We start from the raw sequence: 16,503 nt of genomic DNA, 5'->3' as shown, positions 1-16,503 counted from the left end.
AGCGCGCCTTCCTTGCCATTAAGGCCGCTGCGCTCGCCGACTCAAAATGACATTCTTCTCGAGAACGAGTCTAGACCGGCGCGCTGCTCGCGGAGGCAAGTGGTGCACGCATGACAGAGCCGTCTTGTGCCTGAGGGGCGTATGATGAGCACACATCATGAAATGGTCTTTTAAAGTTGGCACGGTGGCAGGCACGGAGGTGCGCATTCACGTCACGTTTTTCATCCTGCTGGCTTTTGTGGCTGTTCAGGGCATGGATGGAGGTCGGGGGATGGCCGGGGGACTTCAGGCGGTGCTCTTCGTCTCCTCAGCTTTTCTCTGCGTGCTGCTGCATGAGTTCGGGCATGTGTTTGCTGCGAGCGGTTATGGCATCCGCACGCCGGACATCACGCTGCTGCCCATCGGCGGCGTGGCGCGGCTGGAGCGGATGCCTGAGAAGCCTTCCCAGGAGCTGGTGGTGGCCATTTGTGGTCCGCTGGTAAACGTGGCTATTGCAGCGGCGATCGCCATCTTCATTGGCTTCGGGAACACGGCGAGCTCGGACTTCCACTTTGGAGACAAGGCTCATTTCTGGGAGAACCTGATGAAGTGGAACATGGTGATGGTCATGTTCAACATGGTCCCGGCCTTCCCCATGGACGGTGGTCGCGTGTTACGTGCTTTGTTAGGCTTTGTGGTGGACTATGAGCGCGCCACACGCTGGGCTGCTACATTGGGCCAGACTATTGCGGTGGTGGTCGGACTTTCGATGCTGCTTTCCGGACATTTCAACCCGGTGCTGATGCTCATTGCCTTCTTTGTGTTCATGGCGGCGGGGCAGGAGGCCAACATGGTTTCCCAGCGCGCGGCTTTTCAAGGTATGCGTGTGCGGGATGCGATGATCACAGACTTCCGCACCATTCCGCCAGAGGCGCTGCTGCGTGATGCGGTGGATCTGCTGCTCTCCGGCAGCCAGCATGATTTTCCGATGACGAACGAGCATGGTGATCTGCTTGGCATCGTGACACGCCAGCGTTTGATCAAGGCGCTGTCTGAACACGGAGCTGGTTATGCTGCGGAGGGCATTTTGGAGCAGTGCTCCATGCAGATCACGGAGAGGATGGATCTTGTGGAGGCGCTGGCTGCGCTGGATGAGCATCATTGCCCGACACTGCCGGTGGTGGAGCCGTCCAATGGCCGGCTGGTCGGCCTGCTGACGTCTGAGAACGTGGGTGAGCTGCTGATGGTGCGCGCGGCCTTGAGGCGTGCATAGCGTTGAGTGTTGGCGATGATTGGGAGGCCGATGCTCCTCCTTCTCGAGATCCAATCTTAGTATCACCAAAAGTGCGTCAAAGAGACGTGTGATGGTGTTGTTGCTGCGACTGATTCACAGTCCAATTTTTAGGCAAACAGCATCCTTGCTTGTCGTGGGCACGTTTTCCCATCAACAATATCACACCTATGACACTGAACCCCAAACTCGCCAAGCTGCTCAACGAGCAGATCAACAATGAAATGTCATCCAGCTACATCTACCTCGCCATGGCAGCGTGGTTCGAGCAGACCCCATACATGGGCTTTGCCGGCTGGATGTTTAATCAGAGCCGTGAGGAAACCATGCACGCTCTGAAGTTCTACCAATACGTGGTGGATCGTGACGCGGCGGTGGTGCTGCAGCCGATCGCCAAACCGCGCGCTGACTTCAAGAACCCGATCGATGTGTTTGAGACGAGCCTGAAGCAGGAGCAGAAGGTGACTCAGCAGATTAACGAACTTTTCGAAGTGGCCGAGCAGGTGAAGGACCATGCTTCGAAGAACCTCCTCCTCTGGTTCCTCAACGAGCAGATGGAAGAAGAGAAGACCGTGCGTGACATGCTGGACCGTCTGAAGCTCGCCGGAAACGACCCTGCCAGCCTGCTGGTGCTGGATCGTGAAGCCGGAGCGCGCCAGGCTCCTACCGGCAGCGGTGGCGGCACGCCACGCTCCCATCCAGGAGCGTGATTGACTGCCTCACATCATCTCATCTGGCTGGAGGCTTGCCGCCTTCAGCCGGAGGTGGTGGACGTGAGCCGCGTGCCTTCTGGAACTCATGCATGGCGGCTTCGCGATAGACCTGGCGCAGACGCTGGGAGGCCTGGATGCGCTCCTCGCCACGTTTGGCGATGACTTCCTGCAGCGCTTTCTGCACCGGCTCGGTGGCCATCAGTTTCTCATGAAACATGCGGGTGGCGTCTTTGCGGTCAGGCTTGGAAAACATCATGATGTCCATGCCCAGGCGCAGGGTGATGGCCTTGGGGAACTCGTCTGAATCTACCGGCGGCATGGAAGGAACCTTGCGCATGTCGAAGCCATCATCTGGCTCGACCTTTTTCAGCAGTTCCGCTGCTTCAGGATCGTGCTTGGCCAGGCTGGTGCGGATGGTTTCACGCAGATCGGCATGAGCCTTCATGGTGCGCTCACGTGCCTCGATGACTTCTGGACGGCCCCAGACGCGGTCCATGGCCTCGCGGATGCGCTTTTTGTCCGCTTCAGGAAGCTTGTCATACTCCTCCGACTTCATGGGTGGACGACCGAAGCCTGGCCAGAAGCCGCTGCCACCACCACCGCGGCGATCGCCGCCGCGGTCACCTCCACGATCCGGGCCGTGATCACCACGGTCCTTACGGTCGCCATCATGGTCCCGGTCACCACGCTCACCGCCGGGAGGTCCGGGACGGAAGCCGCCCTCGCCTTTAGGCATCGGGGGTGGACCTGGAGGGGGTGGCTCGGTCTGTGCGCTGCCTTGTCCGCAGGCCAAGGACAGGGCGACGATCACAAGAGAAGCGGCTCGATTCATGAGAAAGGTATTTTGGAAGAAGGCGGCGGCTCTGGCAAATGCCAGATTGTAGCGTGTTCAGGGACGCGAAACCCGCTGCGGGCGGCAAAGTTGCGCGTTTGAGAGCATGCCCAAAACAAATCACCCGGCAGGGTGCTGCCGGGTGATCTTCAAAACGGTTGTCGAACGGAAGAGCTTACTTCTTCCAGATCTTCAGCAGCGCGGCGGCCATGTCAGCCGGGCTGTCAGCCACGGAGATACCGCACTCGGCGAGGATGCGCTTCTTGGCGGCAGCCGTGTCATCAGCACCGCCGATGATGGCGCCCGCGTGACCCATGCGGCGTCCTGGAGGTGCGGTGGCACCGGCGATGAAGGCCGCGATCGGCTTCTTGCAGTTGTCCTTGGCCCAGAGGCCGGCTTCGACCTCGGCATTGCCACCGATCTCACCGATCATGATGATGGCTTCGGTCTCGGGGTCTTCGTTGAAAAGCTTCAGCACGTCCAGGTGGTTGGTGCCGTTCACCGGGTCACCGCCGATGCCGACGCAGGTGCTCTGGCCGTAACCACGGGTGGTGAGCTGCCAGACGGCTTCATAGGTGAGGGTGCCGGAGCGGCTGACGACGCCCACATTGCCACGCTTGTGGATGTAACCTGGGGCGATGCCGATGCGGCAGCCGCCGTGGGATTTTTCACCGTGACCTGGGGTCACCAGACCTGGGCAGTTCGGGCCGATGAGGCGGGTCTTGCTGCCCTTCATGGCGGCCTTGACCTTGATCATGTCATTCACCGGGATGCCTTCTGTGATGGCGACCACAAGGTCGAGACCGGCGTCCACGCCTTCCAGGATGGCATCAGCAGCGAAGGGAGGTGGCACGAAGATCACGCTGACGGTGGCTCCGGTTTCCTTGGCGGCCTGGCTCACGGTGTCAAAGACTGGCACCTTGTGGCTGCCGTGCTCGAAAGTCTGGCCACCTTTACCCGGGGTCACGCCGGCCACCAGCTGGGTGCCGTAGTCGAGAGAAGCCTTGGCATGGCGGGAGCCGAAATCGCCCGTGATGCCTTGGACGAGGATTTTTGTGTCGGTGTCGATGAGGATGGCCATGATGCTGGGGGTGAGTGGGGGATGGAAAGCGAAGCCTCGGGAGGAAGGCGCGCCATCATAGGAGTGACCTCCCCAGCGTCAAGGAAGGGTGCCGAACATTTATTTTTGGGCCGGATGAGAGGATTTCATCTCAGGGCAGGCGGGATCTCGGAACTGCCTTGGATTTTGACAAAGCATTCCAGATGCAGGAAGGCAGTAGGCCCTCCCCTCATGAGACATTTTCTTCCGCTTGCCCTGGTGGCCTCCCTAGTAGTCACAGGTTTGACCAGTTGCTCCACGCCTTCCCCGAGCCGGCAGGCTTTCCCAGAGCTGGATGCGGAGCTTCAGCGCCACAAGAAGGCGGGAAGCCAGGTCGTCTATCCGGTGGTGAAACATCAGGTGAAGCCGGAGTTCACTGAAGTGAGAGCTTCTGGCAGTACGTGGGGAGTCATGAAGGTCGGGCCGACCGGCAGGGTGCTGGAGGTCAAAGTGGTGGGTGAGGCACCCGAGATGTATCAGGAGTCGATCCAAAAGGCGCTGAGCCAATGGCAGTTCCAGCCCGGCACTGTTCAGGGCAAGCCAGCGGTCTTTGTCATGCAGGTGAAGATCACGTTTGTGGGCTCACATGATCAATCAGCCAAGGTTGGAAAAGGGCAGGGCATCACCTTTGAGCCGTCTTCCACGATTACCCGTTCTCTTTTCCCCGAGCTGACGCAGAAGCTGGATGATCATCGAAAAGCAGGGCGCAGGTTCCACCAGCCCAAGCCTTGGGAAATGCCTTCGCCGGAATATCCCCAGTACATGCGTGACATGCAAGCGGAGGGCACGGTGTGGGTAGCCTTTATTGTCAATGAATCGGGCCGGGCTGAGAGCATCCACGTTCTTGGCAAATGCCCGCAGCCACTCCAGGAGTCGATCGGCAAAGCCGTGGCAGGTGGGTATTGGGAGCCCTTGCTGGTAGATGGCAAGCCTCATGCATGTCCGGTGGCAGGTCAGATGACCTTCCGCCTCCAGAGGCAGTATTATCCGGTGCCGTAGTGGTCCAGGAAATGCCCCCAAGCCGTAGGGCTTAGGGGGCTGGCAAAGGCGAACCGTCGAGTGCTTTACTTCTCGATCTTGATCTTCGGCACCTGGCTGCTGATTTTCTCCATGAGGTCGGAGAAGAGATTGCCACCTTCGGTTTCCTTGTAGTGACGCATGAAGAGGCCGGCGGCAAAGGCGGCGACGAACAGGCCGATGACGATGAGGGCGGTCACGCAGCCGCTTTCCGCGGTGCTGGGGTAGCCGGTCATGCGGCGCACAGCGCGGGGCTTGGCCGGTGGCTTGTTCACCTTGCGGTAGTCGGCAGGTGCAGGCGGCGGCGGGGCATCCTTACGAGGGATTTCCGGCACGGGCACGAAGATTTCCTGCACGGTCTCGGCCTGCGGCACATCGCCTTCCTCGCCGGGAGCATCACCCGCATAATAAACGGCCTGCACATCGCCGAAGGCCACGCGGTCGCCGTCCTGAAGCATCGCTTCCTCGATCTCCGCGCCGTTGATGCGGGTGCCATTGCTGGACTGCTGGTCGATCACCAGGCAGCCGTCATCCTGCAGCTCGATCACCGCGTGATGGCCGGAGACTGAGGCGAAGTCGAGCACGATGATGCTGTCCGGATGCCGACCTACCGTGGTGGTGCCGGGTTCCAGCGCGTGGGTCATCGACGTGGCTTCATCCAGGTAGAAAACGAGCGTGGCCATAATTCGGGAAATGGGAGGGGGTAAGCGGCAACCGTAAAGAGTCCGATGTTTGACGCCGCGCAATATCTATGTTCGCATCCAAGCAATCTTTGCGTAAGTATCTCCATATCATGTCCTCAATTTTGAAAAGCCACTCGCTCCGCCGCCTGCTCTGCCTATGGATGCTCGCTTTTGGAGCCGTGGCCGCCGCTGTCCAGGCTGACGACCGCGAGGACGCGGATGCGGCCGCCCAGGCGCTGGCCCGTGACCAGGAAAAGCTGGGCGGTTATGCCTTCCGCGCGGAATCCTGGATCGGTGATCTGAGCAAGGATGTGGGCAAGGCCGTGAAGATGCAGCTTTTCAAGGGCAACGACTACTGCATCGGCGTGGCCGTGCCGAGGAAGTCGGGTGTCTATGTGACCGGCGCGGTGCTGGATTTCCAAGGGCAGCCGGTGGGCGAGATCCAGCCGGTGCTGGATGGCTGGGGCTTCCTGCTTTTCTTCAAGCCGAAGAAGACCGGGGTGTATGTGGTGACCCTCCGCCTGGATGAGAAGGGCAAGAAGAAGGACACCGCCTGCGCCATCATCACGGGTTACAAGTGACCTGAAGGCTGGGAGGGCAGGTCCTGCACACAGGGTGACCGCAGCATTTGCCAAAGGGCGCGGAGCACTGCATAACTGCGGTCCACTCCTTTCCCCTCCATGCTTGATCTCACTGGCAAAACCATCGCGCTGCTCAAGGGCGGCCCCGGCAATGAACGCACTGTCTCCCTGAAAACCGCGGAGAGCGTGGCCGAGGCGCTGCGCAGTGTGGGTGCGAATGTGGTGGAGGTGGATGTGACCGGACCGGAGTTTGACGTGCCGGCGGACACCTTCATCGCCATGAACCTGATCCACGGGACTTTTGGTGAGGACGGCCAGCTTCAGGCCATTCTGGAGAGCCGGGGTATCCGCTACACCGGCGCGGGTGTACTGAGCAGCCGCATCTGTTTCGACAAGGCGCAGAGCAAGGACAAGTTCATCGCCGCTGATGTGCCGACTCCGCGCTCGCAGAACTATGTGCTCGATGGACCTGAGCCTCTCGCCATCGGTCTGCCATTGGTTTCCAAACCGCCGCGTGAAGGCTCCAGCGTGGGCGTGAGCATCTGCCGCACCGAGGATGACCTAACCAAAGCTTTGGTCGAGGCGAAGAAGTTTGGCAGCTCCACGCTGGTGGAAGATTTTGTCGAAGGCAAGGAACTCACCATCGGCATCCTCGGCGACAAAGTGCTGCCGATCATCCACATCGAGCCCGTCGAAGGATTCTACGACATCAACAACAAGTATCCCTGGATGAATGGCACGGGGAAGACGCTCTACCATTGCCCCGCCGAGCTGGATGCTGAAACCACGAAGCGCGTGCAGGATGCGGCCATGGCGGCTTTCAAGAGCTGCGGCACGGAAGTGTATGGCCGTGTGGACATCATGCTGCGTGCCAGTGACAACGCGCCCTTCGTGCTCGAGATCAACACCATCCCTGGCATGACCAGCAGCAGCCTGCTACCAAAGGCCGCACGTGCCGTGGGCATTGAATTCCCCGAGCTCTGCACGCGTATCATCGAGCTCTCGCTGACTGCACGCCCCTGATTTGATTTTTTCTGAACCACCCACCTCTCTCCAACCATGAAAGCCCTCGTCCTCACCGCAGCTTCTGAATTTAGTTACGACACCAGTTTTCCCGAGCCCACGCCGTCTGCTGGCGAAGTGCTGGTGAACATCAAGGCCTGCGGCATCTGCGGCAGTGACATCCACGGCATGGACGGCCGCAGCGGCCGCCGCCAGCCACCGATCGTCATGGGCCATGAAGCTGCGGGCGAGATCGTTGCTGTGGGTGAAGGCGTGACCGATTGGGAAATCGGTGATCGCGTGACTTTCGACTCCACCGAATACTGCGGTGAGTGTGATGAATGCCAGGCTGGTTATGTGAACCTCTGCCCCAAGCGCAAGGTGCTCGGCGTGTCTCCTGGCGAGTATCGCCGTCATGGCTGCTTCGCGGAAAAAATCGTGCTTCCAGAGCGCATCCTTTATCGCATCCCTGATTCACTCGCCTATGAAAAGGCGGCCTTCGCCGAGCCTGTGTCCATCGCCCTGCATGCGGTGAATTTGGCGGATGGCATCGAGGTGGGTGAAGCCTTTGCCGATCCTGTTGAGGAAGAAGACGAGGAGCCTAAAGCCGAGAGCTGCGGTCATGGCTGTGAGTGCCATGGTCCGGAAGAAGCCAAGGGTGGTGTAGCTGTGGTCGTCGGTGCGGGCTTGATCGGACTGCTCGTGGTGCAGGCGCTGAAGGCGCGTGGCTGGGAGCGTGTGATCGCCGTGGACCTGGACGAGAAGCGTCTGGAGCTTGCGAAGAAGCTCGGTGCCTCGGATGCCTTCCATGCCAAGCAGGAAGGTCTGGCCGCTCACATCCGTGAGATCTGTGGTGGTGATGGTGCTGATGCCAGCTTTGAAGTCGTGGGTGCTGCGGCTCCGCTGGATCTTGCCATCCGCAGCGTGCGCAAAGGCGGCCAGGTCATTCTCATTGGCAACCTCCAGCCGAACACGCCATTCCCGCTGCAGGAAGTGGTCACTCGTCAGCTCACCATCAAGGGCTCCTGCTCCTGCGCAGGTGAGTATCCGGAAGCCATCCGCCGCATCGAAGACGGCAGCATCCAGGTGGAGCCGCTGCTCAGCGCCGTGGCCCCTCTGGAAGAGGGTGCCGGCTGGTTCCAGCGTCTCTATGACAACAAGGAAGGCCTGCTGAAGGTGGTGCTGAAGCCTGAGTGATCCTGGACTCATGCAGCTCAATCACGGCATCCATCTCGGCTATTGCACGAACATCCACCGCGGGGAGACCTGGGAGGAGACGTGGCGTGGCCTGCGTGACCATACTCTGCGGGTGAAGGAGCGTGTCAGCGGCGGCAAGCCGTATGGCATCGGCCTTCGCCTGGGAGCGCATGCGGCTCAGGAACTGAGCGCGCCTGAAAAGCTGCTCGAGTTCCAGCACTGGCTGGAGAAGGAGAACTGCTACGTCTTCACCATCAATGGCTTTCCCTATGGCTCGTTTCACGGCACGAGGGTGAAGGAGCATGTGTTCCAGCCGGACTGGAGCACGAAGGAGCGCCTGGTGTATACTAACCAACTCTTTGACTTGCTCGCCAAGCTCTTGCCAGCGGGTGAGAGCGGCAGTGTGAGCACGCTTCCGGGTTCGCACAAGACCTTCGCCATTGGCCGTGAGGAGATGGAGGCCATTTTTGACAATGTGCGCCTTTGCCGTGAGCACATTGAGAAGGTCAGCGAGGCCACCGGGCATGATCTGCATCTCGGCTTCGAGCCGGAGCCACTGGGCTTGTTTGAGACAAGCGGTGAGGCGCTGAAGTTCTTTGCGCACTACTTTGATCGCAATCCACGGGACAAGGACTTCTTCAAGTTCATCGGCCTGAACTACGACACCTGTCATCTCGCCATCGAGTATGAGGAGGCTATGCGCTCGCTGACCCGTCTGACGGATTCAGGCATCCGCATCAGCAAGCTGCACTTCAGCTCCGCGCTGAAGCTCAAGCCGACCGCTGACATGGTGGCGAAGTTGCGTGCCTTTGACGAGCCGGTGTATTTCCATCAGGTGATTGCCAGTTACGGTGAGACGCAGCCGCTGCGCCGCTTCAAGGATCTGCCAGATGCGCTGCAGTTTGCCGACACGGCTCCGGCAGATTCGCTGGGTGAAGAGTGGCGGGTGCATTTCCACATCCCGCTGCATGCGCCGCCCTGGGATGGCTTCCAGGGCACGACGGATCACATGCTTGGTGCCATGGACTGGCTGGCCAAGAATCCCACGAAGTGCCAGCACATCGAGATGGAGACCTACACCTGGGAGGTGCTGCCTCCGGAACTGCGTAGTGGTGATGTGGTGGACCAGCTCGTGAAAGAGTATGACTGGACGCTCGCCGCCATGAAGGAACGCGGTCTGGTCTAGCGCTGCAGCCCTCTCCTCCCGGGGGAGCGCTGAAGTTTCTTAAAGTTTTTCATTCGCACCTTTTTGTTAGACAGTAACGATGCGCTACCTCTTCCTCTGCATTCTTCAAACCGCGGCGGCCATGGAGCCCACGGTAGCGCCACCCGGGCAGGTCATCCCTCCGCAGCCGCGCCCGTCCTGGAGCGCGATCGTGCTGAAAGATGACGACAAGCCTGCCTTTCCTGAGCCGCCGGCCGGTTGGGATGTGAGGCGGGAGGACATTCCGCATGGGAAGCTGCAGATGATCGAATACGACTCCAAGACGGTCGGGGCTCGGCGGAAGATGAATGTCTACACTCCTCCCGGATACTCGCCGGAGAAAAAATATCCCGTGCTCTACCTGCTGCACGGCATCGGTGGAGATGAGACCGAGTGGGCGCGCTACGCCCAGCCGGAGATCCTGCTGGACAACCTCATCGCCGATGGCAAGGCCGCGCCCATGATCATCGTCATGCCGAATGGCCGTGCTCAGAAGGATGACCGCCCCACCGGTGACATCTTCAAGCATATCCCGGCGTTCCTCGTCTTTGAGCGTGATCTGCTGGATGACATCATTCCGGCCATCGAGTCACGCTACAGCGTGCGGAAAGACCGTGAGCATCGTGCGCTGGCTGGCCTCTCCATGGGCGGCGGGCAGACGATGAACATCGGTTTTGCCCACCTCGACCGCTTCGCCTGGCTTGGCGCGTTTTCATCCGGGCCGAATGCGCGGAAATCCGAGGAACTGCTGCCAGATCCTGCGGCGGCACAGCCGTTGAAGCTGCTCTGGCTCTCCTGTGGAAACCGTGACGGACTCATTCATGTGAGCCAGGACCTGCATGCCTACATGAAATCCAAGAACGTGCCTCATGTGTGGCATGTGACTGACCACGCACATGATGCGCCGGAGTGGAAGCAGGCCTTGTATTGGTTCGTCCAGCAACTCGCCTTTGCGCCGTGATGAGGCGTTTGGTCAGTCGCTACTTCGCCGGTGCATCCTTCACCTCCGTGGCGATGATGGCGATCTCCAGGACGAGATTCTGGATGTTGCAGCCGCTGGCGGAGAATTTTTGCTGGAGGTCATCAAGCACTTTCGGGCCGTAGGCGGGGATCTGCTGCTTCACGAGATGGTTGAAGAGATGGCGGATGAAGGCGCGGTGACCGCTGGGGTTGTCCGCCACGTAGTTCACGATGTCACGCGGACCGCTGAGATGGATTTTCTTGCCCTGCTCGTCGCTGAACTCGGAGACGGGATTGACGGGCTTGTTGTTATCCTTCGTGCGCCAGCGGCCGATGGCATCGAAGTTCTCGAGGCTGAAGCCGAGGGGGTTGATGACGCCGTGGCAGGCCATGCAGGCGTTGTTGCGCGTGAGCTCGGTAATCTTTTCGCGCATGGTCAGCTTTGGGTCGAAATGGCTTTCATCAAAGCTCACGGCCATCTGCGGCGGCTTGAGAGACATGCCGACAATGTTGCGAGTCAGGAACACGCCGCGATGGATCGGCGAGGTCTGCTTGCTGTAGGCCAGCGAGGCGAGCAGATAGGGATGGGTGACCACACCGGCGCGCTGTTTGGGATCAAAGCCGACCTTCTGGAACTCCTCGCCGGTCACGGGCTTGCCGTAGAACTTGCCGAGACGTTCGTTGAGCAAAATGTAGTCTGCCTTCAGCAGCTCGCGGTAGTCGGATTTGCTGTCCCACACGACGCTGTCGATGAACTCCAGCAGTGACTCGCGCAGATCGGCCAGCACTTCCTGATTGAAGCCGGGGAAGGCTTTCGGGTCCTTGGAGGTGCTCTCGGCATGCTCCAGTTCTAACCAATGATGGAAAAATCCGTGCAGCTTCGCCTTTGTGCGTGGATCCGCGATCATGCGCAAGGCCTCGGCCTTCACTTGGTCACGAGTCTGCAGCTTTCCGGATGTGGCGGCCTGGTAAAGCTTTTTGTCGGGCAGAGAATCCCACAGGGCCAAGGCCAGGCGCGAAGCCGTGTCAAAGGCATCAGGCTTCTCGGCCATCATCAGGCCAGGATAGAGGAACTGCGGGGATTTGATCGTGAAGAGCACGACGCGCTTCACGGCTGTCTCAGGGCTTTTCGCGACCTTAAACATCGTCTCCACATAGAGCTGCTTTTGCTCCTCGGTCAGCGGGCGGCGGAAGGCGGCCTCCACGAAGGTGAAGGCAAACTTGCGCAGTTTTTCCAGGCGATCCGGTGCGTCATCCTTGGTCTGCGCAAGCTCGTTGAGGTTCTCCACCACGTGCTCGGCGGTGCTGATGGCAGCTTCGGTCACGGCGCTATCCCAATCCTTGGAGATGGTGGTGCCGCGCTCATAGCCCGAACTGCGGTCATCCGCCGGGAAGTTCGTGTTCACGATCATCAGCTCACGCGTGCGCTCGGTGCGCAGGAAGTGAGCCGGGATGATCTCCTCCACGCCATGCGGCGGCTTCCAGCGGAGCTCGACGGAGGAGGTCTTCTCCTGAAACTTGAAGTATTCCAGGCGCAGGAAGTAGGAGCGTCCGCCGATGAGGTAGATGCTTTTTCTTTCCTCACGAACCTCAGGCCCGGCGCTGACCCAGCCATCGATGAGAGCATCTGCTTCATCGTCATCATTGATCCAGAGACGGAAGCCGTTCTCCGACTTCACGATGAACTCATAAACACCGGTCTCCTCGGCGATGACACTGCCGTCCCAGTTCAGGCGGAACTCATCTGTGCCCATCTTTCCTGGCTCCGGACTCTCCGCGCCGAAGTGAAAGTTCACATGAGCATCCACGCGCTCAAAATTGTGCTTCACTCGGTCCTTCGACCGTTGGCTGGCGATACCTTTGGGCAGTTTGTCGCCCTCTTTGAGAGGCTCAAAGCCACGATAGGTGCCTTTGAGTCCTTCATTGCCACCGATGGGGCGGTCAAAGCCGACTCCCATGCGGAAGCGGCCGATCACGTCCATCACGCTGTTGCGGAACTGCGGGATGGTGAGGCGGGCGAGTTCCTGCTTGGGCGGGTTCAGGCGGGCCTGGGCCTCGACGGAGTAGAAGGCGCCATAGATGTAGTCCGCGATGAGCTTGGACTGTTCGGCATCGCAGAGATCTGGATCGTCCTCCGGCATGGTGCGGTCGATCTGCTTGGCGAGAGATTCGATGGACTTTGTGCCAGTCAGCAGGTCGTCATACTCATTCTCCACGCCCTGACCGCGATCACCGTGGCACTCGGTGCAGTGCTTCATGTACAGAGCCTTGCCCGGATGCTCCGCAGGGGCCGCCGCAAAGGCGCAGGTGGTGAACATCCACGGCAGCAGCCATGAGAAGCGGGGTGATGAGGGGGTAACAGCCATGGGGGGATCTAAACTGGCCAGCAGTATAATCCCCCCGCTACCCCCCTCTTTCAAGGTAACGCACCTCAAACACCCCACTTCCGTGGAGGCCGCAGGCGTCTATTTCCTCAAAAAGTCCTCCACATACTGCTCCACGATGGCTTTCAGCTCGGGAGGCCGTGGGATACCGATCTCGACGGCTCGCGCGCCATCCACCTGCTGGGGCCAGTTATCCACAATGCCCTGGATGCGAGCATGAAAGGCATCCACGATGGGTCCGAGGGTAATGCCCTTTTCAGCCGCGACCTCGGCGATTACGACGGCGGCGATGTGCGGGGTCACGCGATGCGCTGGGAGCACATAGGCGCGGTCCTTGCCGAGTTTGGACTCATCCACCTCGGCGAGGGCGATGAAGCTTTCGATCACGGTGCGGTAGCCGGTCATGGGGTGCGGCTGCTCGCGGCGGATGGGCAGCATGCAGGGCTCGCCATTCAGCGGCTCGCGGAACATGCCGCTGGCCCAGCTCGAGGCGGCGGCGTTCGGCTTGCCTGGACGGATGATGACGGTGGGCAGACGCACGCTACGACCGTCAAAGTGGCCTTTGCGCGTGTGGTCGTTCACCATCATCTCGCAGATGGCCTTGGTCATGCCGTAGGTGGTCTGCGGGATCTGCTTCGTGGTGTCTGACATCATCTGGGACATGTCGATCCCGCCGTAGCAGGCCACGCTGCTGGCAAAGACCACGCGAGGTCTGCCTTCCGCTGCGCGGGCGGCTTCGAAGACGTTCCGGCCACCATCCAGATTCACGCGCAGGGCATCGTCAAAGCGCTCCTCGCACTCGCCGCTGACCATGGAGGCGAGGTGGAAGATGACATCGAACTTCGAGCCGGCGGCCGCGAAAACCGTGGCGCGGTCGCTGATGTCTCCCTTCACCTGTTTCACACGGGAATCGGCGATCTCACGATGGAAGGCGGCATCCAGCAGGATGATCTCGGTGACGTCCTTTCCGCACAGGGTGCCGCGATCAATGATCTTTTGAGCCAGTTGATGTCCGAGGAAGCCACCGCCGCCGGTGATGATGATTTTCATGGTAGGAAGATGTTTGCGGAGCGAGGCCGCTTGATGTGAGATCGGCGAACATGAACAAACCCCTCCTCGGACACAAGATCGGATTCGTCGGACTCGGCAACATGGGCCGGGCCAATGCACGGCACCTGCATGAGGCCGGCGCGGAGGTCATCGTCTGGAATCGCAGTGAAGCCCCTGCGGAAGCGGCGGTGGCTCTGGGCATGAAACGGGCCGCGTCACTGGCCGAGCTGGCTCGCGAGGTGGGCCCTGGCATCATCTGCATTAATCTCACCATGACGGATGTGGTGGAGAAGGTAGTGTTTGATGAGGGCGGCTTGATTGAAGGTCTCCATAAGGATGCGCTCATCATCGACTTTGGCACCACGGGTGTTCCGGAGACGAAGCGCTTCTCCGAACGCGTGAACTGGGTGGACTCGCCCGTGTCTGGTGGTCAGGTCGGCGCGGAGGCTGCCACACTCACGATCATGGCCGGAGGCTCGCAGGAGAACTTTGATCGCGCTCTGCCGGTCTTCCAAGTGGTGGGCAAGAACATCACGCATCTTGGCCCCAGCGGCGCAGGTCAGGTGACCAAGCTGGCTAACCAATTGATTGTTGCGCAAACCATTGATGCCGTGGCCCAGGCGTTGCGTTTGGCGGAGCTCTCCGGTGTGGATCCAGCGCTGGTGCGGAAGGCATTGCTCGGTGGCTTTGCGGAGAGCCGTATTCTGGATCTGCATGGTGCCCGCATGGTGAAGCGTGACTTCGCTCCCGGTGGCCGCGCCACGCTTCAGCTCAAGGACGTGCGCCTCATGTGCGAGCTCGCAGAGAGTGTGGGGCTTGATTCACCGACGCTGAAAAACTCACGCGCGCAGTGGGAGACCTTTGTGCATGAGAAAGGCCTGGGTGACTTGGATCACTCAGGCCTCTTCAAACTCTATGAGAAGGAGGGCTGACCTACTTGTCCGGAAGCACAAGCTGGGCGACCACCGTGGTGGGAATGCCAGCCATGTGAGGATCTCGATGCACAAGGATGGCCCCATGCTCGGCAGCGGTCGCTGCGATCAAGGCGTCCATATTTGGAAGCCTGCCTTGGGATGACTGCCGTAGTAGCAGAGCCCTGTTAGATATGGCATCGTTGACCGGAATGCCTTCGCCAAGCAAAGCACGATAGATGTCTAGTGTCCGGCTCTTGGTAGCTGCGTCTGCGACAAGTTGCTCAAGGCGCACCCGAAACTCAAGCCAGGTCACGGAGCTGATACACACATGATTTTGCGGGTCTGCCGTCAATGTCTCGACGAGATCAAAGCCAGGTTCCTCCAGGTAATGGGCGAGCAGTGCCGAGGTATCCAGCACATGGGTAACTGCCTGACTCATGACAAAACACGTTCCCGCATGTCATGTTCCAGTTCGCGTTCGCGGATGAGATCTCCAATGGCATCCACTCCTTCACGCTTGTGCTTGCGACCTAGTTCCCGGACGCGCTTGAGGAGCTCTTCCCGGCTGGGCTCGATTGCCTTGACGTGAATGACAAGGCCATCGGCATCTGCCTCCCAGTCCAGTTGGGTTCCTGGGCGCAGATTGAGCTGACGGGCCAGTTCTGCAGGCACCGCAGTGGTCAGGTCAGGTGTCAGTGTCGTTATCATGCGGCCAAGATAACGACACTTTCGGAAAAAGCCAGTCCTCTCGTGAGGGCGGCACTCAGACTCCGCAGCTCACAAAGCTGCGCATTGCGTTCAGCATGACCACGATCGAGCACGCGCCAGCATCCGGGAAGCCGATGCAGGCTTCGCCGAGGGTTTTGGCGCGGCCGAACTGGGCGACCATGGCCTTGCTGGCTTCCTTGCCAGATTCAGCGGCGTCCGCGATGGCGGAGATCGCCTCAGCCAAGGGCAGGGCGGTGACTTCGCGTGCCTTGGCCGCGGCAGGCGCGAGGGCATCGATCATCGTTTTGTCGCCAGGCTTGGCGCCACCACGCTTCATGACGCCTTCAAGAGCGGCTTCGAAGAACAGCGGGAGGTCCGGTGGATCGAAGTTGCCACTGGCAGCGAGGGCTTTGCCACCCGCACGGAACAGGGTGCCAAAGAGGGCACCCGAAGCTCCGCCCATGCTGGTCATCATGGCGGTGCCGGTGGTGACGAACACCTGCTCGACGCTGGCAGCCTCGAGAGGCTCGAGCTGGGCCTTCACGGCCTCCATGCCGCGTTTCATGCCGAGACCGTGGTCGCCATCGCCAAGGTCGCGATCGGCCTGGGAGAGCATGGGTTCGGCTTCGATGATGGCGTCTGCCACTTGAAGCATCATGAGGCGGACTTGGTTAGGCGTGAGTTGCATGCAGGTCAGAGAGAGGAGAGCTGGAGTAGTGGAGTGTTGGATGACTGGAGTGATGATGGATTGGAGCAGTACTCCAAAACTCCACCACTCCAGCACCACTTGGCGTCTTACTTGCCCTTCAGATCATTGAACATCTGGAAGCCCTGCTCGGCCGTCAGGTTCTCGTGCACCACGCCGCGCACCGCCTTCATCATCGCGATC

General features: G+C 60.1%; 17 protein-coding genes. 9 read left to right on the top strand and 8 right to left on the bottom strand.

Going from position 1 to position 16,503, the window contains the following annotated elements:
• The first annotated feature begins 157 nt into the window (after positions 1-157).
• A complete protein-coding gene (locus BGE01nite_RS27640; protein ID WP_146855979.1) occupies positions 158-1,252 on the top strand; it encodes a site-2 protease family protein in 1,095 nt (364 codons plus the stop codon).
• A 188-nt stretch (positions 1,253-1,440) separates the two neighbouring features.
• Positions 1,441-1,980: a ferritin gene (locus tag BGE01nite_RS27635; protein ID WP_146855977.1), complete on the top strand. Its 540-nt coding sequence runs from the start codon at positions 1,441-1,443 to the stop codon at positions 1,978-1,980.
• A 19-nt stretch (positions 1,981-1,999) separates the two neighbouring features.
• Here the strand turns inward: BGE01nite_RS27635 and BGE01nite_RS29305 are convergent, their stop codons facing one another.
• Both BGE01nite_RS29305 and sucD read right to left on the bottom strand, forming a co-directional pair.
• Entirely contained in the window at positions 2,000-2,815 is an 816-nt protein-coding gene (locus tag BGE01nite_RS29305; protein WP_176601363.1) for a hypothetical protein, read from the bottom strand.
• 175 nt (positions 2,816-2,990) lie between these two features.
• The gene (sucD, locus tag BGE01nite_RS27625) at positions 2,991-3,896 is read right to left on the bottom strand and encodes a succinate--CoA ligase subunit alpha (RefSeq protein WP_146855975.1); all 906 of its coding nucleotides are present in this window, start codon (positions 3,894-3,896) and stop codon (positions 2,991-2,993) included.
• A gap of 210 nt (positions 3,897-4,106) precedes the next feature.
• On the opposite strand from sucD, the gene BGE01nite_RS27620 reads away from it, so the two are divergent.
• The gene (locus tag BGE01nite_RS27620; protein ID WP_170267116.1) at positions 4,107-4,913 is read left to right on the top strand and encodes an energy transducer TonB; all 807 of its coding nucleotides are present in this window, start codon (positions 4,107-4,109) and stop codon (positions 4,911-4,913) included.
• 65 nt (positions 4,914-4,978) lie between these two features.
• Here the strand turns inward: BGE01nite_RS27620 and BGE01nite_RS27615 are convergent, their stop codons facing one another.
• On the bottom strand, positions 4,979-5,614 hold the full coding sequence (locus BGE01nite_RS27615) for an FHA domain-containing protein (RefSeq protein ID WP_146855971.1): 636 nt from the start codon (positions 5,612-5,614) through the stop codon (positions 4,979-4,981).
• A 110-nt stretch (positions 5,615-5,724) separates the two neighbouring features.
• Here BGE01nite_RS27615 and BGE01nite_RS27610 point away from each other — a divergent pair, with 110 nt between their 5' ends.
• From BGE01nite_RS27610 to BGE01nite_RS27590, 5 genes are all read left to right on the top strand, one after another.
• Positions 5,725-6,195: a hypothetical protein gene (locus BGE01nite_RS27610; RefSeq protein WP_146855969.1), complete on the top strand. Its 471-nt coding sequence runs from the start codon at positions 5,725-5,727 to the stop codon at positions 6,193-6,195.
• 99 nt (positions 6,196-6,294) lie between these two features.
• Positions 6,295-7,218, top strand: coding sequence for a D-alanine--D-alanine ligase family protein (locus tag BGE01nite_RS27605; RefSeq protein WP_146855967.1), 924 nt, complete (start codon positions 6,295-6,297; stop codon positions 7,216-7,218).
• A gap of 36 nt (positions 7,219-7,254) precedes the next feature.
• Positions 7,255-8,394 carry a galactitol-1-phosphate 5-dehydrogenase gene (locus BGE01nite_RS27600; protein ID WP_146855965.1) on the top strand — a complete coding sequence of 380 codons (1,140 nt, stop codon included), beginning with the start codon at positions 7,255-7,257 and terminating at the stop codon, positions 8,392-8,394.
• Positions 8,395-8,404: 10 nt separating this feature from the next.
• Positions 8,405-9,580, top strand: coding sequence for a metabolite traffic protein EboE (gene eboE / locus BGE01nite_RS27595; protein WP_146855963.1), 1,176 nt, complete (start codon positions 8,405-8,407; stop codon positions 9,578-9,580).
• Between the two features lie 79 nt (positions 9,581-9,659).
• Positions 9,660-10,559, top strand: a complete 900-nt coding sequence (locus BGE01nite_RS27590; RefSeq protein WP_146855961.1) for an alpha/beta hydrolase — start codon at positions 9,660-9,662, stop codon at positions 10,557-10,559.
• Between the two features lie 19 nt (positions 10,560-10,578).
• On the opposite strand, the gene BGE01nite_RS27585 is transcribed toward BGE01nite_RS27590, so the two are convergent.
• Together BGE01nite_RS27585 and BGE01nite_RS27580 are read right to left on the bottom strand one after the other, a co-directional pair.
• Positions 10,579-12,924 carry a DUF1592 domain-containing protein gene (locus BGE01nite_RS27585; RefSeq protein ID WP_146855959.1) on the bottom strand — a complete coding sequence of 782 codons (2,346 nt, stop codon included), beginning with the start codon at positions 12,922-12,924 and terminating at the stop codon, positions 10,579-10,581.
• A gap of 99 nt (positions 12,925-13,023) precedes the next feature.
• Positions 13,024-13,992, bottom strand: coding sequence for an NAD-dependent epimerase/dehydratase family protein (locus tag BGE01nite_RS27580; protein ID WP_146855957.1), 969 nt, complete (start codon positions 13,990-13,992; stop codon positions 13,024-13,026).
• A 50-nt stretch (positions 13,993-14,042) separates the two neighbouring features.
• Between BGE01nite_RS27580 and BGE01nite_RS27575 the strand changes: the two genes are divergently transcribed.
• Positions 14,043-14,924: an NAD(P)-dependent oxidoreductase gene (locus BGE01nite_RS27575; RefSeq protein ID WP_146855954.1), complete on the top strand. Its 882-nt coding sequence runs from the start codon at positions 14,043-14,045 to the stop codon at positions 14,922-14,924.
• 1 nt (position 14,925) lies between these two features.
• Here the strand turns inward: BGE01nite_RS27575 and BGE01nite_RS27570 are convergent, their stop codons facing one another.
• The 3 genes from BGE01nite_RS27570 to dhaL are packed head-to-tail and all read right to left on the bottom strand — an operon-like array spanning position 14,926 to position 16,302.
• Positions 14,926-15,345 carry a type II toxin-antitoxin system VapC family toxin gene (locus tag BGE01nite_RS27570; protein WP_146855952.1) on the bottom strand — a complete coding sequence of 140 codons (420 nt, stop codon included), beginning with the start codon at positions 15,343-15,345 and terminating at the stop codon, positions 14,926-14,928.
• Positions 15,342-15,614: an AbrB/MazE/SpoVT family DNA-binding domain-containing protein gene (locus tag BGE01nite_RS27565; protein ID WP_146855950.1), complete on the bottom strand. Its 273-nt coding sequence runs from the start codon at positions 15,612-15,614 to the stop codon at positions 15,342-15,344. The genes BGE01nite_RS27570 and BGE01nite_RS27565 overlap by 4 nt, the downstream gene beginning before the upstream one ends.
• 55 nt (positions 15,615-15,669) lie before the next feature.
• On the bottom strand, positions 15,670-16,302 hold the full coding sequence (dhaL, locus tag BGE01nite_RS27560) for a dihydroxyacetone kinase subunit DhaL (protein ID WP_146855948.1): 633 nt from the start codon (positions 16,300-16,302) through the stop codon (positions 15,670-15,672).
• Positions 16,303-16,503 lie beyond the last annotated feature (201 nt).

The sequence above is a fragment of the Prosthecobacter gellanilyticus genome (assembly GCF_007992435.1).
GTDB lineage: Bacteria > Verrucomicrobiota > Verrucomicrobiia > Verrucomicrobiales > Verrucomicrobiaceae > Prosthecobacter > Prosthecobacter gellanilyticus.
Note: the sequence above shows the minus strand (reverse complement) of the source record. Positions and strands in the feature narration are given on the sequence as shown.